Source organism: Helicobacter monodelphidis (assembly GCF_003288845.1).
GTDB lineage: Bacteria > Campylobacterota > Campylobacteria > Campylobacterales > Helicobacteraceae > NHYN01.
In genome coordinates this window covers 119,449-142,304 of sequence record NZ_NHYN01000001.1, presented here as the reverse complement: position 1 = coordinate 142,304, position 22,856 = coordinate 119,449, and the positions used below count along the sequence as shown (strand labels likewise).

Below are 22,856 nucleotides of genomic sequence, written 5' to 3'. Positions count from 1 at the left end.
AATGCAACAACCTAATCGACTTATTCCTTATTATGAAAACCTGCATTTTGAACAGCAAGATTCCTCGATGATCATTAATTTTGGACCTCAGCATCCTTCTGCACATGGGCAATTACGGCTTATTTTAGAGCTTGACGGTGAAAAAATTGTAAAAGCAACACCTGATGTCGGTTATTTGCATCGTGGCATGGAAAAAATGGCTGAAAATATGATATACAATGAGTTTATCCCCACGACAGATAGAATGGACTATATCGCTTCAAGCTCTAACAATCACGCTTTTGCGATGAGCGTGGAAAAACTTTTAGGCATACAAGTTCCACGTCGTGCACAAATCATTCGTATGATGATTTTAGAGTTAAATCGTATTATCTCTCACCTCTTTTGGCTCGCTACCCACGCATTAGATGTGGGTGCGATGAGTGTAATGCTTTATTGTTTCAGAGAAAGAGAATGGGGTATGGACCTAATGGAAGACTACTGCGGTGCAAGACTCACACATTCAAGTATTCGTATTGGCGGTGTCCCCTTAGATATTCCTGATGGGTGGCTAAAAGCACTAAAGAATTTTATCGATAAACTTCCAGAAGAAGTCAAATTGCTTGATGGGCTTCTCAAGGAAAATAGAATTTGGAGAATTCGCCTTGAAGATGTCGGTGTAATTACTCCAGAATTAGCAAAAAGTTGGAGTTGTAGTGGCGTGATTTTAAGGGGAAGCGGTATTCAATGGGATTTACGCAAAGAGCAACCTTACGAGCTTTATAATGAAGTAGAATTCGAGGTGCCTTATAGTAATAGATGTGATAGCTATGGACGCTATTTGGTCTATATGGAAGAACTCAAAGAGAGTGCAAGAATTATCGAACAACTGATTGAGATGTATCCCAAAACAGATAGCCTCATCATGGCTGAATCTCCGCAATATCTCTCTGCACCAAAAGAGCAAATTATGACACAAAATTACTCTTTAATGCAACATTTCGTGCTAGTTACACAAGGAATGCGTCCACCTAAAGGAGAGATTTACTGTGCAACAGAATCACCTAAAGGAGAGCTTGGATTTTTAATACATTCACAAGGTGACCCTTATCCATATCGCTTAAAAATCCGTACTCCGAGCTTCTTCCATACGGGTTTACTACAGGATTTATTACCCGGACATTATCTTGCCGATGCCGTTACAATCATTGGTAACTTAAATATTATTTTTGGTGAAATTGACCGATAAGGAATACTAATGAAGCGATATGATTTAAGACATTTAAAAGAAAATTTTATCCCTAGAATGGGGGAAATTATTGATGGAATGCAAGAAGGAGAGGTCTCTATTTTTATGTTTGAAGTGGGGGATTTTTCACCCATTCAAAAAAGTGCTGATTTTATTCAAGAAAAGGATTGCACAATGATGAATTCTTTGCGTTTTAATGAAGTAGATTGGACGATCGTTGTTAAAAAGGGGAAGGTATGAATTCCTTCGATTATGTCGTACAAAAATCTCTTTTAGACGCTGAACATATTCTTCTTTTTGGTGCAGAACTTGCTGAATACAAAAAACAAGATTCACTAAAAGAAATTCTCAACCACCCAAATCTGATACACATTCACCCGTTGAGTACGCAATATTGCTATGAAGTAGGTGCAGAAGAAGGTGTGGTCGCTATGCTTATCCATACTTTCTTGCAAGGACAATACGCAAAAGAAGATAAAAGTTTTTTTGAGAATTTAGATATTGGTTACTTAAGTGCTGAGTCAAATCTTGCTGAAGAGGAAATAGATTCTCTTGTAAACACATTAAAAACCTCCAGAAAAAGCCTCATTATTGTAGGTAGAGATATTTTATTGCACCCAAAAATGATGAACATTCTTGCTCTTTTTGGTCGTATCTCTGAACAATGCAATATTCTGTTGCCTGAGGGTTATTATCTTACCCAAAATCCCATTCAAGAGATTGATGAAATTGGTGAATTCAACGGAATAGTCGTTTATGAAAGCTATATGCAGGAATCTCAACAAAACATCATATATGGTTCTGCTTTATTTGCAAATGCAGCAAGAGTTCGGCATGATGTTGATTGTTGCATTGAATTTGAAAAACAAGGAAAAGACAAGATTAAAGCCCATTTTCTACAAAGACAAGAAATGAATGGGGTAATTGGTATCCTCACTCTAAAACAAGAATATAGAAGCCTGAGTTCCTACCCCTTTTGGCGTGTAAAATTAAAAGAGGAGACGATTTATGAGTAAAATTACAATTCATATTGACAATCAAGCAATTGAATGTGAGGAGGGAGCGTATATTTTGCAGGTTGCACGTGAAAATAATATTTTTATCCCAGCAATTTGCTACCTTACTCAATGCTCCCCCACTCTTGCTTGTAAATTATGTATGGTTGAAGCAGATGGAAAACGCGTTTATTCATGCAACGCAAAAACAAAGAATGGAATGAAAATTATCACAAACACGGAGGAAATCGAGACTGAGCGCCGTGCAATCATGAGTGTTTATGATATTAACCACCCGCTTGAGTGTGGTGTTTGCGATAAAAGCGGTGAATGTGAATTACAAAACTATTCTCTAATGATGGGTGTTAGCCACCAAGAGTATGCTATCAAAGATAGTTACAAAAAACGCGATAGTTGGGGACATGCACTCTATGATCCTAACTTATGTATTGTTTGTGAACGTTGCATTACAGCATGTAAGGATCGTGTGGGCAATGCTTATCTTAAAACCATTAAACGCGACGCTGATGCACCTGATAAGTCCTACAAAGAAACAATGCCCAAAGATGCATTTGGCGTATGGAATAAGATGAGTAAATCTCTCATTGGTTTTGTAGGGAATGGGAGTTGCGAGGATTGTGGAGAATGTATTTCTGTTTGTCCTGTTGGTGCATTAGGTGAAGATCATTTTCATTATGTCAGTAACGCATGGGAGCTTGAAAAAATTCCAAGTAGCTGTGTGCATTGCCCTCTTGGCTGTGCCTTGTCCTATGAGGGTAAACATGGCAAAGTTTATCGTGTAACCAATGATTGGAATCAAAACTCTTTATGTGGAGCAGGACGTTATGGTTATAATATGCCACTCAATGAATCGAATCGCAACCCATTAAAACTTCAAGAAGCTACGAAAGCATTTGAAGAAGCGGACACTATCAGTTTTACAAATTTTATCACAAATGAGGAAGCCTATATTCTACAGCTCCTTAAACAATATCGTGGCTATAAACTTTACAATCCCACTGCCTATATGTTCCAGCAATTTCTCAAGACTTTCAAAACTGCTTACCATCGCCTGTATGATGGGGATTTAAAAGGTATCGAACAAAGCGACTGCATTATCACGTTTGGAACTTCCGTTCGCCATGATGTTCCGATTCTCAAATATAGCATTAATAATGCACTTAAAATGATTAAAGGTGCTACACTTACGACATTCCATCCCCTTAAAGATACTGCACTCACAGAAATGGCAAAAACGACACAACATTTCAACTATAAACAGGGCGAAGAGGAAAAAGTTGCTTGTTTACTCTTGCAACTCCTTATACCAAAGGCAGAGAATTCTTTGACTGTGAATACAGAGATAGAATCTTATCTTCAAGCACAACAAAGAATTAATAAGAAAGAGAAAATCACAAGCACAACTGATGAGAAGGGTGAAACTAAGGAGACTAAGGAAACTATCGAATCTTATGAGAGCCTAATTGCCACCTCTTTAGGATTAGATACACAGCAAATTGAAGTATTTAAAGCAAATCTTACCAAAGCAAATCGCATTACAATTATTGCAGGAAGTGATCTTTACGCTACCAAACAACATGAAAACATTGCAAAAATTCTAGTCGCATTAGAATGTATTACTGGTGTTCAAGTCATCTTGCTTCCTCCAGAGGGAAATGCCTTAGGTGTTGCTTTGATTTGTGATTTAGATGCGGAAAAAGGTCACAATAGTATCGGATACAACAAAGAAGGGGATTATCAACTTCTTTCATTACCTAATTCTCAAGAAACTAAGACGGCAATGTTGATGCCATCGATGTGGCAACAATTTGGAACTTTTACAACACTTAATAAGGAGGTTGTCCCACTATTACCGGCATTTGATTATTGTGGCTATGATTTAAGTGATATTGTTGCAAATCTTTTGGGAACAGTAGCACTCAAATATCGTAACGAAAAAAATTCGCTTGAAGATTACACTGCCCTATTACCGCAAAAATCAGGTTATCGACAAATTACATTACAAGAATTAGTACGTTTGACAACATATCATCACCAAAGAGGTTATATCCTAGAACAAGCAAGAGCCACAGACTCAAATATCGCATTAGATGTTCCGATAGATTCTGCGTTAAACCATCAGTCTGAAGGCGAGATTCTTCTTTATGGTTGCGACCCAGAGTCTCAATTTTCGGCTTGGAGTTATGCTTCAGATTTATTGCGTTCTAAAGATGGGCTTTATCTCTCGCCCTCTTATTTAGAAAAATTAGGCTTAAAGGAAGGTAGTCGCATCAAACTCAGCAATCATAGAGGTTGCTTAGAAACAACACTATATGTGGACAAAAAATTAGAAAGTGAGGAATATGGGGCATTGTCATTTGCATCATATATGCGTGATGAACATCCTATTTTTGAAAAATCTAGTCGTTTTGCAGTTGCAAAAATTGAAATGCTTTAAAGGAGGAGAATATGGTTTTTTATATTGTTGAAACTATCATTAAAGCGGTTCTTGTTGTAGCAATTTTAGCCGCTATTGCCGGATTCTTAACCTATATTGAACGCAAGATTTTAGGTTTAATGCAACGTCGATTGGGACCAATGTATGTTGGCCCTTATGGCTTATTGCAGATTCTTGCTGACGGAATTAAGCTCTTTTGTAAAGAAGATATTATTCCATCAAACGCGAATCGATTCTTGTTCAAGATTGCTCCTCTCATCTCCGCCTGCACTGCATTTATTGCAATGGCAGCAATTCCTTTTTTTCCGGAATTTAAAATTGGTGATCATGTGGTTCGCCCCATTATTTCAGATATTAATATTGGAATTTTATTTGTCTTAGGCGTGGGTGCAATTGGTGTCTATGGACCCCTTTTAGCAGGTTTATCCGCTGGGAGCAAGTATTCTTTAATAGGAGCAGCAAGAGCAACAATTCAACTATTGAGTTTTGAGGTTGTTTCAGGACTCTCAATACTTGCACCACTAATGATGATTGGTTCTTTTTCTTTAATTGACATCAACGCATATCAAAGTGACGGGTTCACTTCTTGGTTAATTTTTTCTCAACCTCTAGCGTTCATATTATTTATGATTGCAGGTTATGCAGAATTAAACCGAACACCGTTTGACCTCTTGGAGCATGAAGCAGAAATTGTAGCTGGATTTGCAACTGAATATTCTGGTTTGCGTTGGGGAATGTTCTTTATTGGTGAGTATGCCAATATGATTACTTTAGCCTTCCTTGTTTCTATTATCTTTTTTGGTGGATTCAATGATTGGGGTATCATTCCCGGTGGAATAGCAATTTTACTTAAAGTTTTATTTTTTATCTTTTTATTTGTTTGGGCAAGAGCCGCCTACCCCCATATTCGTCCCGACCAACTTATGTGGGCATGCTGGAAAGTGCTTATGCCTTTGGCGATTTTAAACGTTCTTATCACAGGTATCATCTTAGTTCTTTAAAAGGAGGAATCATGAATCATTATCGTTGCATTGATCAAGAAAAACCAAACGAACTGACATCATCACAGAGATTTGTTCGTTTTTTGAAACGATCCATCAAAGGAGAATTGTTTGTTGGTTTAGCATTAGTTTTAAAAGAATTTTTGAGAATGAATATTCACACCACGCAATATCCGCATGAAAGATTACCTATAAGCCCAAGATACAGGGCAATTCACGAATTATTACGACTCTTAGAGAGTGGAAATGAGCGATGTATTGGTTGTGGCTTGTGTGAAAAAATCTGCATTAGTAACTGTATTCGTATGGAAACAAGCTATGGAGAAGATGGGCGAAAAACAATTAGTGCTTACACAATTAACTTTGGACGTTGTATTTTTTGTGGATTTTGTGCTGAAGTCTGCCCAGAGCTTGCCATTGTACACGGTGGTCGCTATGAAAATGGTGGAGAACAAAGAGCAAGCTTCTCCTTAAAAGAAGATATGCTAACCCCTATGGATACATTTTTAGCAGGAAAACAAAAAGAATTTTTAGGGTTTGGTTCTTTAAGTGTCGATTGTGATTCAAAAATTAAGCAAACCCCTCTTCTTTATGTAATTCCAAAAGAAAAAGCAAGAAAAGAGGAGGAACAATAATGGAAATCTTTGCATTCTATTTCTTTGGGGCATTAAGTCTCGCTATGTTTTGCGTTGTAGTAACAACACAAAATCTCTTATATGCTTTAGTTGCGTTGGCTGCAGGTATGATTTTTATCTCACCTGTATTTTTCTTGCTTGGAGCAGATTTTATCGGTATTGCACAAATTATTGTTTATACTGGTGCGGTTGTTGTTGTTTACGCATTCTCACTGATGTTTTTTGATTCTAATCGGAATATCATTGAAAAAAGACAATCAAAAATTGTTCTGTATTGCTTAGGCACACTTTTTACACTCCTTTTATTAGCTGTGATGATCATCGCTCCCATTCTAACCTACGAACAAGCACAAACGCTAAGTGGTGGGGTATCACCTTTGCAGGAGGGTGTTCCTGATGGGCATATGATTGGCTATCAACTCTTTACGCAATATCTCATTCCATTTGAACTTGCCGCTATTATGCTTCTTGTTGCGATGATTGCTGGGATTATCTTGGCAGGAAAACGTATGGATCGCTCCTTAACTTTAATCAGTGACCAACAAATTAATGAAGAATTGCATACTCACGAAGGAGGTCACTTATGATTACCTTGAATCATTATCTGATTTTGTCTGCTTTAATTTTTTCTGTTGGACTAATTGGTGTTATAAGACGCAAAAATCTTGTTATGCTTTTTCTTTCAACGGAAATTATGCTAAATGCTGTAAATGTTGGCTTAGTTGCCGCTGCACGTTTCAGGGGTGATATGGCAGGGGAGATGTTTGCTTTATTTATTATTGCTATCGCTGCAAGTGAAGTGGCAGTAGGATTAGGCTTACTCATTCTTTGGTACAAACGTAGCGGTACGCTTGACCTTGATGCACTACAAAAGATGAGGGGGTAATATGCTAAGTAACATTACTCTTCTCTACATTGCGTTGTTTGCACCCCTTGTTGGCTCTTTATTTTCAATGCTTTTTAGCTCATCTAAAAGACATATTTTTGTGGGCGTCATCGCTTCCTTATTATTGCTGACTTCCTTAGGTGCAACCGTTCTACTTTTTGTTAATGCAACACTCAACAATGAAATTGTTCGAGCGACATTAATGGATTGGATTGTTGTTGGGCACATTAATCTAGCTTTTGGTTTTGTTGTTGATGGTGTAAGTGCTACAATGATGCTTGTTGTAACACTTGTTTCGAGTATGGTGCATATTTATGCGATTGGTTATATGCTCCACGATCGCTCTTTTAACCGATTCTTCACCTACCTTTCTGCCTTTGTTTTTTCTATGTTAATTTTAGTCATGAGTGATAATTTTATGGGCTTATTTATTGGCTGGGAAGGTGTTGGGCTTTGCTCTTGGATGTTAATTGGGTTTTGGTATGAAAAAGAGAGTGCAAACTTTGCCTCTAATGAAGCGTTTATTATGAATCGTATCGCTGACTTGGGTATGCTTTTAGGTATTTTTCTCCTCTTTTGGGTTTTTGGCACTTTGCGATACGAAGAAATCTTTGATAAAATGCAAAATGCAGACATAACCCTCCTAACCATCGCAGGTATTTTGCTCTTCATTGGTGCAATGGGAAAATCAGCACAATTCCCATTACACACATGGCTTGCAGACGCAATGGAAGGCCCCACTCCGGTTTCAGCCCTTATTCACGCTGCAACAATGGTTACAGCTGGGGTTTATCTTGTGATTCGTGCAAACCCTCTTTATTCGCAAGTTCCTGAATTAAGTTTTGCCATCTCTTGTTTGGGTGCTTTTGTTGCCCTTTTTGCTGCGTTTATGGCATTAGTTAATCGCGACTTAAAACGTATTATTGCTTATTCAACACTTTCGCAACTTGGATATATGTTTGTCGCAGCTGGGCTTGGTGCATATTGGATTGCATTATTCCACCTAATGACACATGCATTCTTTAAATCCCTCCTATTTTTAGGTGCTGGGAATGTTATGCATGCCATGCATAATAAGCTTGATATTCTTAAAATGGGTGCATTGTATAAACCAATGAAAGTAACAGCAATTTTGATGATTCTCGCTTCCATTGCTCTAGCAGGCATTTTTCCTTTTGCAGGATTCTTCTCAAAAGATAAAATTTTAGAAAGTGCTTTTGCTTATGGATATTATGGCATTTGGGTAGCATTAATGCTGGGTGCATTTTTGACAGCATTTTATAGCTTCCGACTTATTATGCTCGTCTTCTTTGCACCTAAAAATCACGAGGAACATCCGCATGAAGCATATTCTTATATGCTAGGTGCAATGACTCCTTTAGCAGTTTTGGCAGTTTGTGCTGGTTGGTTTGAATCAGATTTTCATCATTTGCTCGCACAATTTTTACCGGTAAATGATCAACACCTTGACGCTCAAATTATTTCTACACTTATTGCCGTAACTTCAGCTGTCGCTCTTTCAGGAATTATTATTGCACTCTTTATATATCGTAACGGACCTCTATCGAAAAAGTGGGAAGAGAAATTTATTTACAAGCTTCTCTTTAATCAATACTATATTCCATTGCTTTATGAGAAAATTTTTATGGTACCATATAAAGCGATTTCTCACCTTTTATGGAAAGGTGTGGAATTGAAAATCATTGATGCATCAGTTGATTTGGTAGCTCGTATTCTTTGTAAGAGTGGTGAGGGGTTACGCCCAATTCAAAGCGGGAATCTTTCAAAATCCCTGCGTTTAATGGCATTTGGCTTAATTGCATTCTTGCTTTTTTGCCTCATCTTTGTAATATAAGGAAAAATTATGGAACATATTTTAACGTTACTAATCTTTTTTCCTGCAGTGGCCGCACTGCTTGGGCTAGTAGTAAGGGATAATTTTAGAATTTATGGAATTGTTGTTAGTGCCATAGAATTATCTGGGGCATTAATGCTATGGAGTCAGTTTGACGCCACTAATTCAGCGATGCAATTTATCCACTTTTATCCTCTGTTTGGAAGTTTTGGAATTCACTATTATGTTGGTGTTGATGGCATTTCGCTTTTCTTAATTATCCTTGCAGCTTTCATCAGCTTGATTGGCTTCATTTTCTTAGGCGAACATCAACGTATGAAGCACCTTGTTATCTCCTTGTTATTCTTAGAAACTATTATGATTGGTGTATTTTGTGCGTTGGATGCGATGCTTTTTTATGTATTTTGGGAACTTTCATTGGTACCTATGCTATACATTATTGGTTCTTGGGGAAGCGGAGAAAGAATCTATGCTGCTGTTAAATTTTTCCTCTACACATTCACGGGTTCTATTATTATGCTTGTAGGAATGCTCTATATGGCATATCTCCATCATGAGGCAGTCAATGGTGCATATTGGAGTTTTTCTATCTTAGAGTGGCAATCCTTAATTATCCCATTTGATGTCCAAAAATGGTTATTCTTAGCATTCTTTGCGGGATTAGCCGTTAAAGTACCAATGTTTCCTTTTCATACATGGTTACCTTATGCACACGGACAAGCACCAACAATCGGTTCTGTTATTCTAGCTGCTGTTTTATTAAAGATGGGAACATACGGCTTTTTGCGCTTTTCTCTCCCTATGTTCCCAGATGCCTCTATTGCGTTTATTACACCCATTGCAATCCTTAGCCTCTGTATGATCATTTATGGTGCGATGGTTGCTTATGCACAAGAAGATATGAAACAGGTTATCGCTTATAGCTCCATCTCACATATGGGTGTAATTATGCTTGGAATTTTTGCAATGAATGTGGAAGGAATCAGTGGATCTATATTTTTTATGATCAGTCATGGAATTGTCAGTGGTGCATTATTTATGCTTGTGGGTGTCATTTATGAACGCAAGCACACAAAAATGCTTAATCAAATGGGTGGACTTGCAAGAGTGATGCCACATTATGCGGCTATTTTTGGAATTATGCTTATGGCAAGTGTAGGCTTACCACTTACAATTGGATTTGTAGGAGAATATTTATCTTTGCTAGGATTTTTTGCAATTTCTCCTGTAATGACGCTTTTTGCAGGAACAAGTATTATTTTTGGTGCAGTTTATATGCTTGTATTATTTAAAAAAGTCTTTTTTGGAAAAATCACACACAATGAGAACCTTACGCTTAAAGACTTAAATATGCGTGAGTGGAGTGCTTTATTGCCACTTGTATTTGTGGTAATTTGGCTTGGTGTTTACCCAAAACCTCTGTTGTCTCCCATCGATACCAGCGTATCCTTACTAATTGACAAAATGCAACTTAAGGCAACAACACAAGAAGCACGCGACATTCTCAATAAAAAACAAATACAGATTCTAAGAGGAGAATAATTATGTTGGAACCTATTCAAATTTCTTTAGAAACACTCAATGTTACCTCTCTACTTCCAATGGCTATTATCATTGTAGGTGCTTTAGTCATTCTTATTGTTGATGTCTGCTCTAAACAAAATAAATTTGATTCGCTCAAAAGTTTTTATGCCGCATTGTGTATTATTTTCATTGCCCTTGATTTAGGTTATATCCTTTATAATAACACCGCTATCAAGGGGATTGATTATGGCTTTTTTGATTTTATCTTAGTTGATGGCATAGCATTATTGTCCCATATCATCATTCTTATCAGCTCGGCATTTTTTATTCTTTTAACACTCACGCAAAAAAGATTTCATGAATTTGTTTATCCAGAATTCTACGCTCTATTCTTATTTGTTATTAGTGGCTTACAATTTATGGTTGCGACCGATAATCTTATTTTAATTCTTATTGGGCTTGAAACCTCTTCCCTTGCTCTCTACACACTCATCGCTATGCACAATCGTGAAACTGCATTTGAAGCAGCAATTAAGTACTTCAGTATGGGTGCATTAGCAGCAGCGTTCTTTGGCTTTGGTGCAATGCTTATTTATGTCTCAACGGGAGAATTTCAAATTTCTCGCATCATCTCTTCTGTCCATTCTCCAGAATTACTATTTGTGGGAATGTTATTCATTCTTGCTGCAATTGGATTTAAAATCTCTACCGTTCCTTTTCATACTTGGACACCCGATGTTTATGAGGGTTCTAATGCCCTAATGGCAGGCTATCTTTCAATTGCACCTAAAATTGCCGCATTTGTCGTTGCATTGCGATTTTTTAATATTTTCTTTGGAACAGATTCAAGCTTAGAGGTAGAGTGGATTAAGAATCTGCTTTATGTCCTTGTTGTCATCACAATCACACTTCCCAATATTATGGCGTTAATTCAAGAAGATGTAAAAAGAATGTTGGCATACAGCTCCATCTCTCATGCAGGTTTTGCTCTTGCTGCCGTGATGATTCACACTACGCAATCAGTGAGTGCTTTATTTTTCTATTGGAGCTTGTTTCTCTTTACAAACTTGGGTGCATTCAGTATGTTGTGGGTTGCTCGTCAAAAGGGAAATCAATGGCATACACGGTATGACCACCCCTACTCTCGCTTTTCAGGCATGGTTCAAATCATGCCTTTGGGTGCTGTTTTGATGGCAATCTTTATGCTTTCACTTGCAGGAGTTCCACCTTTTGCACTATTCTGGGGTAAGGCATATTTAATTAGTGCAACAATCAATAACGACCATATCATTCTTGCAGTGATTATGGCAATTAATAGTGCGATTTCTGCCTACTATTACTTAAAATTGGTAATTTATATGTTTTTAAAAGATCCTCTTGAAAAAAATTCAAGCGATTTTTTCCTAAAAAATGCTACAATACCGCTAAAAAGTATCTTGGCATTTTCTGCTTTTGCGGTGGTTTGTTCCATCTTCTATGTAGATGATTTATTAGGGTTTATTATGCCTTATGTGGAGTCAAGTAACTTCTAAAATATAGGGGATTGTATGCATTATCCAAAAATATTTGGGGTTTTGTTTATCGTATTTCTTTCATCTCTTAATGCCTTGGAGATTGATTTGAATAGTGGAAAAGAGGCGGGTAAGAGTTTCTCTGTCCTTAAAATAGAACATAATGAACCTTTTACTTGTCAGGAAACCTTTAATCGGTTTTCAGAAATTGAGAAAGTCGTTTGCACCATCAAAGGGGAGCTTGGAAGGGGCTTCTCTTTTAACCAAACTTTATTTTTTAAAATTGATGCATTTGCAGACAAAGAAAATAGCATTCTTGTTATCACACCCAAGAAAAAAGCACGTCTTTTCGCACTCAATCAAGACTCCAAACGTTCTACACCCATTATCAAAGAACGTCCTACACTTTCAGCAAGATGGCAGGTTGTGGGCTATGAGGACAAAATCCCATTCCTTAGCTCTCAAAACCCAGTAGGATTGAACTTTCCCATCACAATTCAAAGTAGCACAACACCTCATATCGGTGCATTAGATATTGCTAAAAAACCTTTGATTATCGATGAATCTCCAGATACGCAACTCTATGTTAGCATTAAAGGTTTTATGGAAAGAGAATCATATGGAGAAGCCGTCAGCACAATTAATGACACACTTCTTCGTTACCCTGATTCTATTTTCAAAAAAGATTTACTTCTATTCAAAATTCGTGCTTTATTTAAACAAAATGATCCAGATATTACAGAAGAAATGATTTCACTCGCAAGAGGTTGGCTAAAGGCTTACCCGGCTGATGGCGGTGTAAGTGAAGTACTTTACATTCTTGCAAAGACTTATGGACAACAAAGATTTTATGAGGAGGCACGTTACTACTATGATAGACTCAAAGAAGAACATATAGGAGATAATTTTGAAATTCTTTCGCGTATCAGTCTTGCTGATGATTTGCTAGAAAGAGGGGATTCGAAAATTGCTCCACAGCTCTACATTAGTGCATTAAACGACGCAACCAATATTGACACAGCTTCCCTAGCTTCCTACCGACTTGCTGACTATTACATTACAAAAGACCAAACTGACCAATTTGATAATGCAAAAACTCTCCTCAATCAAGTTGTTAATGCAAATCCTAAATTATTCCACAACCTGCCTTCTCAAGCACTTCTTGACAATTTAGGGGCATGGGCTGAAAAAGGCTTTTTTGATCCCACTGGCAAAATTGCTGAAATTGTTTACAATGGCATTAAAGATGGAAATGACGATGCTTTAACAGAGGCTTTTTTACGAAATGCAGCTATTTGGTATGAAGGTGCTGCTGACTTTCCTAATGCAAATCGCGTCTATCAGGAATATCTCAAGCTTTATCCCATCGGCGAAACACACAAAGAGATGGTAAGGAGGGCTGATAATTTACTTTTTAGCTATAATGAGGGAAATGTTACTAAAAGGCTTGAAGACCTAGATCGCGTTATTGCCACATATCCAGATTCAGAAGAAGCCCAAAAAGCCTATGAACTCAAGGCAAATTTATTAATTCAGCAAGGTGATTTCAGTGATGCTGTTAACCTAGAAAAGAATTTGGGTGCAGAACACCCTACCGTTCTACAAGCGGCAACAGGTGCAGTAAGACGTTCGCTACACAACAATGATTGCACAACTGCTGCTTATTATCTACAACGTTACCCTAATCTTGACTTAAATCAAGATGAATTGCTAAAGGGCTTTGATTGCCTTGCTGAAGGTTCTTTTTTTGATGATGCTTTGCGTCTTTCAGCTCAAGCAGAACCTAATATTGAAAATATTACTCGACGTCTTGATTGGCTCTATCGCATTGCAACAACGCAACAACGCAAGGGAGATTATCCTAAAGCAATTAAGGCAGCCAGAGATGGTTTAGATTTGAATGATTCTCTTGCTACAGGAAAATACGATGATATTAGCTTTATCCTTATAAACTCTTTACTAAAAGAACAACGAATAGAAGAAGCAATGCAATATTTACCGCGTTTAGAAGAAATGTTTAAAGACGATGATCGTATGATTGAGATTCAAAAGGAACTCTTAAATGCAGCTGCAAAAAAAGATGATCGTCCAGCGATTGAGCTCTATGCAAAGGAGTTATTACGTTTACAAGAATTACACAAACGCCCAGAGTATTCTCCATGGGCTGAACTCACTTATGTAGAATCCCTCATTAAAAGCAATCGACTTGAAGAGGCATTAGCAATACTTAATCAATCAGAACAACTTCCGCTTAATGATGATGAGAGGGCAAAAGTACTTTACAACAAAGGTTCTGTAGCAGATTCTTTAACATTCACTCCATTAAGTCAAGAGAGTTATGAAAAATGCACACAAGTGGAAGGCAATAGCCCATACAAAAAACTTTGTGCCGATGCTTTGGGCTTACTCAATCAACGTACACAAAAGGGGAATAATCAACCTTTACCACCACCCATTCCAGAACAGATTGAACCCGCAACACCCCCAGAGGAACCTCAATAAACCCTAAGGAATCATATGGAAGAAACACTCGATACATTAGCTAAATATGGTTATATTATTCTATTCCTCTACTCCTTTGGTGGCGGATTTGTTGCTCTGCTAGCGGGTAGCGTTCTCTCTTTCATGGGAAAAATGGATATTTCTCTTGTTATTTTTATCTCTTCTATGGGAAATTTTATTGGCTCACAATGTTTATTTTTCTTTGCACGTTACCAAAAACAAGAAGTTCTTAGACAACTACAAAAACATCGCCGTAAAATTGCACTTGTGCGACATTGGCTAAAAAAATATGGGAGTATAGTTATTTTCATACAAAAATACATCTATGCAGTCAAAAGTTTTGTGCCTATTGTGATGGGTGTTGGGCAGTATCCCCCACTGAAATTTTCAGTCTATAATCTTTTTGCTTCCTTTTTATGGGGTGCTTCCATTGGTTTGGGAGCATATTTTTTAGGAGAAGTATTTGTACAAACTTTTTATGCTCTACAAGATCATCCTTATCTATTCCCAGTATTTGGGATTATACTCCTTGCCTGTTTATTTATCCTTGTCGATCGTTTCGCACGTAAAAAACATTAAAGGAATCCATATAAAAAAAATTGTAGCTATAATTACATTCACTTTCTGCTTTGCAGAACAACCAGTTAGCATCAACGAGCCACTTCTCCCACCCACACAAATCCTTGATATCCCCCTTCTTTCCTTAGAAGAACCTGTAAACAGTATGCCTGAAATTCTCATTCAGCTTGAGGAAGATTTACCGAACTCCCTTAAAGCTATCTCTCATGACACACAACAATGGGGCAACTATATCTATTATAGCGATGGACAACATTTTATTCAAGATAAGGGTTTAATCCAACATCAAGATGGCAGTTTTTCCACGCGGTATGGTAATGTTGATATCCATCAAGTTCCTACACAAAACTATCAAAAAGTTGGCAACAAAATCTACCACAGCATTGAATAAAAATCTGCCTATCCCACATACCCTAAAAAATAGGGCATACTTTATCATCTCTACTCTAAAAATTCTAAAGTAATAGAATACATACCCCCCTGTTGTCGGTATCCAACAATGTCACTTTACTTCTAAGCGAACATAAAAAAACTTTAACAAATATAAATATAATTGCATAAAAATTTGTACAACCGCTAGAACATCACTTTCTTCAAAATATTTCTAATCTCTTCCTTGCTAAGTCTTTCTTGTTCCAATAAACGTTCTTCAATACTTTTTAAAGCTACCTTAGAACTTTCAAAAAACTCCTTCATTTCATTTTTCGCATTCCCTAAAATCTGTAAGGCATCATAGCTATCACCAATAATTTTATCCCCCATGCCATATTTTTCTGCCATTTCTAATGCTAAAACTTTCGCTTTATTTAAATCCTCTTCACAGTTTGAATAACTCTCGCCGTAATTAATCTCAAGTGCAGTAATGCCAGAAAGTAAAATCTTAATTTTATTAAAAATCTCACTACGGCTCAACAGTTCTTTATCAAATTCCTTAATTCCCTCATTAATAAGAGAGATTTTCTCAAATTCCATCTCCATCCAATACGCTGCTAACGCTTTTGCCGCCTGATATGTAGCTAGAATCTTTTTCTCTTCGTCACTCACACTCAGTTGTTTACGTTTACCTAAAACAACCTTATCTTTTGAGGCAAGAACATCCTCCATAGTAATCTTGGGGCTTTTCCGCTTAATCGCCCTTAATGCCGCTTCATTCACCAAAGAAGCTAACGCCGCTCCACTAAAACCAACGCTTAGACGCGAAATTTCCTCTAAATCTAATTCATAACGTTTATTCTTTAAGTGCACTTCTAAGATTTTCACACGTTCATAAAAGTCAGGAAGTTCCACATAAATCCGCCTATCAAAACGTCCGCTCCTTAACAATGCCTCGTCAAGTACATCAATTTTATTGGTTGCACCCACGACAATCACGCCCTTAGAATCCTCAAAACCATCCATTTCCGTGAGAAGTTGATTAAGCGTTGCCTCCCTTTCATCATTTCTGCCACCACCCCTCGCTTTTCCGACTGCATCAATCTCATCAATAAAAATAATTGATGGAGCTGCCATCTTAGCACGACGAAACAAATCTTGAACACGTTTTGCACCCATTCCCACATAAATTTGTGCAAAACTTGAGCCACTTTGGTAAAAAAAAGGAATCCCTGCCTCTCCTGCCATTGCTTTTGCAATGAGGGTTTTTCCGACTCCAGGAGGCCCCATTAGCAAAACACCTTTGGGGAGTTTCGTACCAAATTGATGATATTTTTGAGGATTTTTTAAAAAATCAATAATCTCCTCCAGCTCCTCCTTGACCTCCTTGATGCCCGCAACATCCGCAAAAGTAACATCACACATTGTTTGAGAAATTCGCATATCAAGCCCTTCTCTATCCTCATAACTACGCGTAAGAATTTCACGATTAAAAGGCTGATGCTTCTTAGATTCTGTATAATGCCTCTCTTTAATAGGAGGTTCTTTTTTAAAAAAACGATAAAATGCAATACCTATAAAAATAAAAAATAAAACAATGACAACATCAAACAATAAAGAATAGCCATCATACTCTGGACGAATTTCCAAAGGTACACGCATTGTTAACTCACGGATAGGTAGGCTGATTTGTGGTGCTTTATAGAAAGAATCATTTATTTTTAAATAAAGATACCCCCCTTCCAAATATGCATAAGATGCTTGGTTCTGCTCAACAAGATTCACCATTTCTTCAGCACTGACAAGCTTTGCACGATCTTTATACAAAACATAACTCATCAAAAACACAGCAAATAATAATGTAACAATACCGATTAATAAATTCCTGCCTTTAGATCTTGCCATAATTATTTTTATCCTCCACTTGATAATTTGTGAGTTCTACCCAAAAACCCATTACACCATTTTCTAACACCATACGATTATAGTACTGGTCAAGTCCACTTAAACATTGTTGTGAAGAATTCTCAATCAAAATTTGTAAGGGGATTTTTTGGTTTTGAATATTCTTACGAAAAGCATAATTCTTTTGTGCAATCAAATCATTTACACGTTTGAGTCTCTGTTTTGCTTCATCTCCCTTTGTTTCTTGCATAAACTTAGCAGATACGGTATTGTCCCGCTTAGAATAAATAAAAGGGTGAATATGCGTCAAGGGTAATTGCTCTAAACGTTTAAACCCTTTCTCAAAACGTTCCTGACTCTCACCTGGATGTGCAATAATGTAATCCGTCCCCAACGCATACCCTTTATCTGCAATTTCTTCAAAAAGCTCCAAATCTTGCATAAAATAATTTTTACGATTCATTATTTTAAGCATCTCATCATCAGTGTGTTGCAAGGCAATATGTAAATGCTTAGCCATAAAGGGTTCACCCAACAACTCTTTAAATTCAGCATCAATTTGACTCGGCTCTAGCGAACCTAAACGAATACGTCTGACACCTTGAATCTTAGAAATATTCTTAATAAGAGTTGCAAGTGAGTCTGAAAAAATATCTCCCAAGCCCTTTCCGTAGCTACCCATATTTGTACCAGTCAAGACAAATTCTGTAAATCCAATATCACAAAGTAAAGCAATTTGTTCATAAATTTTCTCTTTTGATTGGGAACGTGCTCGCCCACGCACAGAGGGAATAATACAATAACTACAAGAAAAATCGCAACCCTCTTGAATCTTAATAAAAGCACGACTTTTTCCAATCACCTCAGGTACAATCTTAGAGTCAACCAATTCATTTTCTTTGCATTCAAAAATGCGTTGCTCTTGCATTAAAATATCATTAATTTTCTCTCTAAATGCATGTGAAAAGACACCAAAAACAAGTCCATCATTATAAAGTCTTTCACCTTGCGTATGCACACCACAGCCACTCAAATAAACCTTCTTTCCTATCGCATTTAAACGACGTATATAGCTCCTAACGCTACTATCAGCCCCATTAGTTACAGTACAAGAGTTAACAACGACAATATCTGCTTGTTCTTCTTGCTGTGTAACAGAAAAATCCCGCAGACAAGAACGCATAATTTCTGTATCAAAAACATTAGTGCGACAGCCAAATGTTTTAAAAAACACTTTTTGGACACTCACAATAATTCTCCTGAATGCGTTGAACTAGCACCTGTTTGATATGTAGGAGTGGTTTGAATTGAAGGAATATTTCCATCTCCTTTTTCCCCATTTGAGGAATGGACAGTTGTTGTTGGATAAGCAATTGTAATATCTTCCTCGCGATTAATTGCATCAATAATTTCGCCTGAGATTGTACTCCTCAATGGCAATGCAGCATAAGCATTTGTCTGATACCATAAAGAAACACGAATACCATTGGATTCTAGCATGGTAAAAACTTTGGGTTCTACATTTGTATTGCGCAAGGAATAACGGTCTCTTAAAAGATTGAGCTGCTTACGCGTAATATCTGTATATCCTTTTGCGTAATGCTTTGCAATATCCATGCAAATCTGCACCATTTTTCTGTGATTTGAATCAAAAGTAATTGTAACATCAATTCCATCCCAAACTGTTTTCATACTACCATGCGTATAATTTGCAATCATTGTTGTAAAAATATAATTATTGGGAATAAAAATAATGCGTCCTGCACGACGATGTTCTGAATAGGTCAATAAAGTAATACCCTCATGAATTGTAATACGCAACATCGAAATATCCAATACATCGCCAATAAATGTTGCACCATCTTTCACAACACGAATACGATCGCCGACATGAATTGAACCTCCAGCCACAATCACAATCCAACCCAAAACAGACATAAATAAATCTTTCATCGCAATTGCCAAACCAGCTGAAGCAAAACCGAGCACAGTTACAAGATAGGTTACATTCTCTAAATAAGCAAATAGTAAAATAAAGATAATAATGGTAATATTCACAAAATTGATTAACTTACTCATCGTATAAATACGTTCATTATCACGAATATATTTGCGGATAACCATTTTCATCAAAAATGCAATAAAAATTGAGATAAGAATAACAATCCCAACAATCCCGCCCTGAATAAATTGCTTCTTAATATCTGCCGTTAGAACAGCCGTTAAATCCTCTACTTTTTTGCGATACAAATCAAGGGTTGTATTAAAAACACTATATGCCGTCTCTAATTCAGTGAGGGCATGCTCTGTGAGACTAATCTCCTCTTCAAGTGTATGATTATTACCTAAAATATTTTTGTCAACACCCATATCAACCAATGCCTTAAGAAGTTTTTCTTTCTTCTCAAGCTCATCAACAAGCACAGCAAGACTATTGTAGTTATTACTCAACCTATCTAATTCCTGCCTTAATTGCTTAATATATGAAAATCCTTGTAAAATAAGAATTGGATTCGTAATATGTGGAACTTCGGTTGTATCCTCTGCTGGTTGCATTAATTCTTTAAACGGAGATTCTCTATATTCAGCAAGAAGCATTTTTTGTTTTGTTAGGGTTTCCTCACGACGTTGCAAAATTGAAAGCTCACTTTGTTGCTGAATAGACGGTTTAATGATTTTTTTAAGAGCATCCAATCGTTCTTTTGTGCTGACTAGTTCCATAGTTACATCATAATAAGACTTATAATTTGCATATTTTTTCATCCATAAATTATTCTGTTGATTCAAGCTTCTATTGATAGTTTTAAGTTGTAGAAGAATTTGATTTTGGGAAAGCAAAGTAGCTGCCACATCCATATCTCCCACTTTAGAGAGATTCTGCTCCTCTGCATAAAGGTAAATCGCTCCCAAAAATAAAACCACAAAAACAAAAATTAATCGTCGCAAAACTCCTCCAATGTCCGCATAATTTCTGCTTTTGAAAGGTGAGTGCAAGGAATAAAGCGACCGATATTATGCGGAAGAATAAATCTAATCTGATGATTCTCATTTTTTTTATCCAAAAAAAGTGATTGATAAAAACTCTCCATGCTCGGAATTTTATAATAAATCGGTAAATCATTCTTCTCTAGTATTTTTTGGATACGAAATTCCTCATCAACACTCAAATACCCCAATTGTACTGCCAAGCGATTTGCCATTATCATACCCATACTTACCGCCTCGCCATGCAAATATTGCTTATATTGTGTCTCTTTTTCAATCACATGCCCAAAAGTATGCCCATAATTCAAAGCCATGCGCACACCTCGTTCTAATTCGTCTTTCACAACGACCTCTTTTTTAATTAAAATAGCACGCATAATTGCTTCAAGCAAACTTGATCCCTGCAAATTCTGCATACTAAGCCACTCAAAAAAATCTTTATCAAACATCACTGCCATTTTGATAATTTCCGCAATGCCCGAAGATTTTTCACGATGGCTTAATGTTCCTAAGAAAAAAGGATTCACGTAAACGGCTTTTGGTTGATGAAAAAGTCCAATTAAATTCTTACCAAACTTATTGTTAATCGCTGTTTTTCCTCCAATACTTGCATCAACTTGTGCAAGAAGTGTTGTGGGAATTTGCACAAATGAAATTCCACGCATAAAAATTCCTGCTGCAAAACCTACAATATCACCAACTACACCGCCGCCAAATGCAATCATTGTCGACTGACGGTCTAATTTATGGATAAAAGCTGTTTCTAAAATCCGTTGCACAGATTGAATATTTTTATATTCTTCGCCGTCTTCTAATACACACACAAAACATTCTTTCGCATAAATACACTGCAATAGTGTACGTAAATGAATCCCTGCAACCTTGCTATTTGTAACAACTAAAACACTTCCTTCAAATTCTAATTTTTGGGGTAACTCACCAATAAAAATTGGATAAGATTCATTTTTACATTCTACATCAATCCGCTGCACCATTTCCTCCTCATTTTCCAATAGGAATAAATAATTTATGTGTTGCAATAAAATCCAGACTAAGTTTACCTAAGTTTGTACTAAAAGGACCTAAACGTCGTTTTGTCATTTCCTCTGTAAAAGGAAATATACCTAAGATATTTGGATTCTCAATTAACCAAACAATAGGATTATCCATAGAAGTTGTTTTTACCTCTAAGCCTACATCAAAAATTTGCGCCATACTTTCATAGTGTTCAGTCACTTCCGTATGATAATGATCATCAGGGGCAAAATCATAAAGAATTAATGAATATTTAAGTTGATTAGAAATATCAAAAGCAACCGAAGAAATCTTTTCACTTTCCCTTATTTTTGGGCTAATCAGCACAGCAGAACTGACAAAATCTTGCAATCTCCCACACCCTAAACGTAAAAGTGGAATATTTAAATTAAGTAAAACCTTGCGGACATGTCGTTGCATAAAGAAATGGTCCCGAAACAAAACAAGCCCACCGCCAAGTCTCTCATAATCTTCTTTAAGAATTTCAACAAAGGGTTGCCTACGATACTTAATAGTAATTTCAACATGGGATTCTTCCTCCACTTTCTTGCGAAGTGAATGCAACAATTCAGGATAAGTTGGATTAAGAACTTGAATATAAAGTTTCTTTGCCTTAGAATGCTTCAATAAATATAAAGATTCTTCAATGGAATGAAACAAGACATTAGAATCCTTTAAGCAGTCACAATAAAGAATTAAATTTCTTCCAAAAGGAAAAGGAAATTGTCCTAATTCTTCTTTAATGCTTTTATACACCTCTAGCAAAACGCCTGGATCACCAACTAGCAACAAAGCATCATTAGGTTCAATGATGATGGAATATTTTGCAAACATCATACGTCCATCACGATACAAGGCAACAATTTTATAGTTTTTTTGCCTAATAGAACCGATAGAGCGATACGCAAAAGAGCTACCAAATGGTACACTAACTTCCATAATCTCTCCACCTCCAAGCCCAATATCTTTTGCAATAATTGGAATGTTGGGTACTCGCTCAATTAAATGTGTTGCAATTAAAGAACTTTCAGTAATAATATTAAGATTCTTATCTTCTACATCAAGCTCTCCGCCTAAGAAAGTAATTGCAATCCTTTGAGAATACTGCCTTAAAATATAATAAACCGCCTTTGCTTCAGCTTGGTCACTCATTACAATAAAGGCATCTAAAACCTCCCGGCTTAAAAGACTATTTAATTTTGAAGCAGATGTAGGATCAAAATGATGAAAAACTAATTCGTCTTCAATGCATAAAAAGTTCCCCACCCATTCTTCCTTGGAAACAACAATATAACTATTATGTAAAACACCACGTTTTAACAAATTTTTCAAAAAGTCTTGTGCAACAACTCCATCCACAATCAGTAATATTTTTCGCAAGATAA

At 36.7% G+C, this 22,856-nt stretch carries 19 protein-coding genes; 14 read left to right on the top strand and 5 right to left on the bottom strand.

All coding sequences use genetic code 11. From position 1 onward, the window contains the following. The first annotated feature begins 1 nt into the window (after position 1). From nuoD to CCZ01_RS00645, 14 genes are read left to right on the top strand one after another with little or no spacing between them, the layout of a single operon-like run. Entirely contained in the window at positions 2 to 1,228 is a 1,227-nt protein-coding gene (gene nuoD / locus CCZ01_RS00710; protein WP_112051307.1) for an NADH dehydrogenase (quinone) subunit D, read from the top strand. A 9-nt stretch (positions 1,229 to 1,237) separates the two neighbouring features. Further along, positions 1,238 to 1,468 (top strand): NADH-ubiquinone oxidoreductase subunit E family protein, encoded by a 231-nt coding sequence (locus CCZ01_RS00705; RefSeq protein WP_112051306.1) that lies wholly within the window; start codon positions 1,238 to 1,240, stop codon positions 1,466 to 1,468. After that, the gene (locus CCZ01_RS00700) at positions 1,465 to 2,244 is read left to right on the top strand and encodes a hypothetical protein (RefSeq protein WP_112051305.1); all 780 of its coding nucleotides are present in this window, start codon (positions 1,465 to 1,467) and stop codon (positions 2,242 to 2,244) included. Before CCZ01_RS00705 ends, CCZ01_RS00700 begins: the two co-directional genes overlap by 4 nt. Further along, the gene (locus CCZ01_RS00695) at positions 2,237 to 4,681 is read left to right on the top strand and encodes an NADH-quinone oxidoreductase subunit G (protein ID WP_112051304.1); all 2,445 of its coding nucleotides are present in this window, start codon (positions 2,237 to 2,239) and stop codon (positions 4,679 to 4,681) included. Before CCZ01_RS00700 ends, CCZ01_RS00695 begins: the two co-directional genes overlap by 8 nt. Positions 4,682 to 4,692: 11 nt before the next feature. Beyond that, positions 4,693 to 5,682, top strand: a complete 990-nt coding sequence (nuoH, locus tag CCZ01_RS00690; RefSeq protein ID WP_112051303.1) for an NADH-quinone oxidoreductase subunit NuoH — start codon at positions 4,693 to 4,695, stop codon at positions 5,680 to 5,682. Positions 5,683 to 5,693: 11 nt separating this feature from the next. Beyond that, positions 5,694 to 6,317 (top strand): NADH-quinone oxidoreductase subunit NuoI, encoded by a 624-nt coding sequence (gene nuoI, locus CCZ01_RS00685; protein WP_112051302.1) that lies wholly within the window; start codon positions 5,694 to 5,696, stop codon positions 6,315 to 6,317. After that, on the top strand, positions 6,317 to 6,904 hold the full coding sequence (locus CCZ01_RS00680) for an NADH-quinone oxidoreductase subunit J (protein ID WP_343216150.1): 588 nt from the start codon (positions 6,317 to 6,319) through the stop codon (positions 6,902 to 6,904). Before nuoI ends, CCZ01_RS00680 begins: the two co-directional genes overlap by 1 nt. After that, entirely contained in the window at positions 6,901 to 7,203 is a 303-nt protein-coding gene (gene nuoK / locus CCZ01_RS00675; RefSeq protein WP_112051300.1) for an NADH-quinone oxidoreductase subunit NuoK, read from the top strand. The genes CCZ01_RS00680 and nuoK overlap by 4 nt, the downstream gene beginning before the upstream one ends. Position 7,204: 1 nt before the next feature. Continuing rightward, a complete protein-coding gene (nuoL, locus tag CCZ01_RS00670) occupies positions 7,205 to 9,058 on the top strand; it encodes an NADH-quinone oxidoreductase subunit L (protein ID WP_112051299.1) in 1,854 nt (617 codons plus the stop codon). Between the two features lie 9 nt (positions 9,059 to 9,067). Continuing rightward, on the top strand, positions 9,068 to 10,600 hold the full coding sequence (locus CCZ01_RS00665) for an NADH-quinone oxidoreductase subunit M (RefSeq protein WP_112051298.1): 1,533 nt from the start codon (positions 9,068 to 9,070) through the stop codon (positions 10,598 to 10,600). 2 nt (positions 10,601 to 10,602) lie between these two features. Then, the gene (gene nuoN, locus CCZ01_RS00660; protein WP_112051297.1) at positions 10,603 to 12,114 is read left to right on the top strand and encodes an NADH-quinone oxidoreductase subunit NuoN; all 1,512 of its coding nucleotides are present in this window, start codon (positions 10,603 to 10,605) and stop codon (positions 12,112 to 12,114) included. Positions 12,115 to 12,129: 15 nt separating this feature from the next. Then, on the top strand, positions 12,130 to 14,595 hold the full coding sequence (locus CCZ01_RS00655; RefSeq protein ID WP_112051296.1) for a DUF7494 domain-containing protein: 2,466 nt from the start codon (positions 12,130 to 12,132) through the stop codon (positions 14,593 to 14,595). A 15-nt stretch (positions 14,596 to 14,610) separates the two neighbouring features. Further along, positions 14,611 to 15,174 (top strand): DedA family protein, encoded by a 564-nt coding sequence (locus CCZ01_RS00650; RefSeq protein WP_112051295.1) that lies wholly within the window; start codon positions 14,611 to 14,613, stop codon positions 15,172 to 15,174. Then, entirely contained in the window at positions 15,125 to 15,565 is a 441-nt protein-coding gene (locus CCZ01_RS00645) for a hypothetical protein (RefSeq protein ID WP_181566265.1), read from the top strand. The genes CCZ01_RS00650 and CCZ01_RS00645 overlap by 50 nt, the downstream gene beginning before the upstream one ends. A gap of 185 nt (positions 15,566 to 15,750) precedes the next feature. On the opposite strand, the gene CCZ01_RS00640 is transcribed toward CCZ01_RS00645, so the two are convergent. From CCZ01_RS00640 to CCZ01_RS00620, 5 genes are read right to left on the bottom strand one after another with little or no spacing between them, the layout of a single operon-like run. Then, on the bottom strand, positions 15,751 to 17,451 hold the full coding sequence (locus CCZ01_RS00640) for an AAA family ATPase (protein ID WP_112051293.1): 1,701 nt from the start codon (positions 17,449 to 17,451) through the stop codon (positions 15,751 to 15,753). Continuing rightward, positions 17,438 to 18,703, bottom strand: coding sequence for a tRNA (N(6)-L-threonylcarbamoyladenosine(37)-C(2))-methylthiotransferase MtaB (gene mtaB / locus CCZ01_RS00635; RefSeq protein ID WP_112051292.1), 1,266 nt, complete (start codon positions 18,701 to 18,703; stop codon positions 17,438 to 17,440). Before mtaB ends, CCZ01_RS00640 begins: the two co-directional genes overlap by 14 nt. After that, positions 18,697 to 20,397 carry a mechanosensitive ion channel family protein gene (locus CCZ01_RS00630; protein WP_258436172.1) on the bottom strand — a complete coding sequence of 567 codons (1,701 nt, stop codon included), beginning with the start codon at positions 20,395 to 20,397 and terminating at the stop codon, positions 18,697 to 18,699. The genes mtaB and CCZ01_RS00630 overlap by 7 nt, the downstream gene beginning before the upstream one ends. Beyond that, positions 20,385 to 21,431 carry a 3-dehydroquinate synthase gene (gene aroB, locus CCZ01_RS00625; protein WP_112051291.1) on the bottom strand — a complete coding sequence of 349 codons (1,047 nt, stop codon included), beginning with the start codon at positions 21,429 to 21,431 and terminating at the stop codon, positions 20,385 to 20,387. Before aroB ends, CCZ01_RS00630 begins: the two co-directional genes overlap by 13 nt. 7 nt (positions 21,432 to 21,438) lie before the next feature. Then, positions 21,439 to 22,851 carry a COG3400 family protein gene (locus CCZ01_RS00620; protein ID WP_112051290.1) on the bottom strand — a complete coding sequence of 471 codons (1,413 nt, stop codon included), beginning with the start codon at positions 22,849 to 22,851 and terminating at the stop codon, positions 21,439 to 21,441. Between the last annotated feature and the right edge of the window lie 5 nt (positions 22,852 to 22,856).

Excerpts from the sequence above, each read along its gene's own strand:
- nuoD (WP_112051307.1), top strand. The coding sequence starts at position 2 with ATGCAACAACCTAATCGACTTATTCCTTATTATGAAAACCTGCATTTT.
- CCZ01_RS00705 (WP_112051306.1), top strand. The coding sequence starts at position 1,238 with ATGAAGCGATATGATTTAAGACATTTAAAAGAAAATTTTATCCCTAGA.
- CCZ01_RS00700 (WP_112051305.1), top strand. The coding sequence starts at position 1,465 with ATGAATTCCTTCGATTATGTCGTACAAAAATCTCTTTTAGACGCTGAA.
- CCZ01_RS00695 (WP_112051304.1), top strand. The coding sequence starts at position 2,237 with ATGAGTAAAATTACAATTCATATTGACAATCAAGCAATTGAATGTGAG.
- nuoH (WP_112051303.1), top strand. The coding sequence starts at position 4,693 with ATGGTTTTTTATATTGTTGAAACTATCATTAAAGCGGTTCTTGTTGTA.
- nuoI (WP_112051302.1), top strand. The coding sequence starts at position 5,694 with ATGAATCATTATCGTTGCATTGATCAAGAAAAACCAAACGAACTGACA.
- CCZ01_RS00680 (WP_343216150.1), top strand. The coding sequence starts at position 6,317 with ATGGAAATCTTTGCATTCTATTTCTTTGGGGCATTAAGTCTCGCTATG.
- nuoK (WP_112051300.1), top strand. The coding sequence starts at position 6,901 with ATGATTACCTTGAATCATTATCTGATTTTGTCTGCTTTAATTTTTTCT.
- nuoL (WP_112051299.1), top strand. The coding sequence starts at position 7,205 with ATGCTAAGTAACATTACTCTTCTCTACATTGCGTTGTTTGCACCCCTT.
- CCZ01_RS00665 (WP_112051298.1), top strand. The coding sequence starts at position 9,068 with ATGGAACATATTTTAACGTTACTAATCTTTTTTCCTGCAGTGGCCGCA.
- nuoN (WP_112051297.1), top strand. The coding sequence starts at position 10,603 with ATGTTGGAACCTATTCAAATTTCTTTAGAAACACTCAATGTTACCTCT.
- CCZ01_RS00655 (WP_112051296.1), top strand. The coding sequence starts at position 12,130 with ATGCATTATCCAAAAATATTTGGGGTTTTGTTTATCGTATTTCTTTCA.
- CCZ01_RS00650 (WP_112051295.1), top strand. The coding sequence starts at position 14,611 with ATGGAAGAAACACTCGATACATTAGCTAAATATGGTTATATTATTCTA.
- CCZ01_RS00640 (WP_112051293.1), bottom strand. The coding sequence starts at position 17,451 with ATGGCAAGATCTAAAGGCAGGAATTTATTAATCGGTATTGTTACATTA.
- aroB (WP_112051291.1), bottom strand. The coding sequence starts at position 21,431 with ATGGTGCAGCGGATTGATGTAGAATGTAAAAATGAATCTTATCCAATT.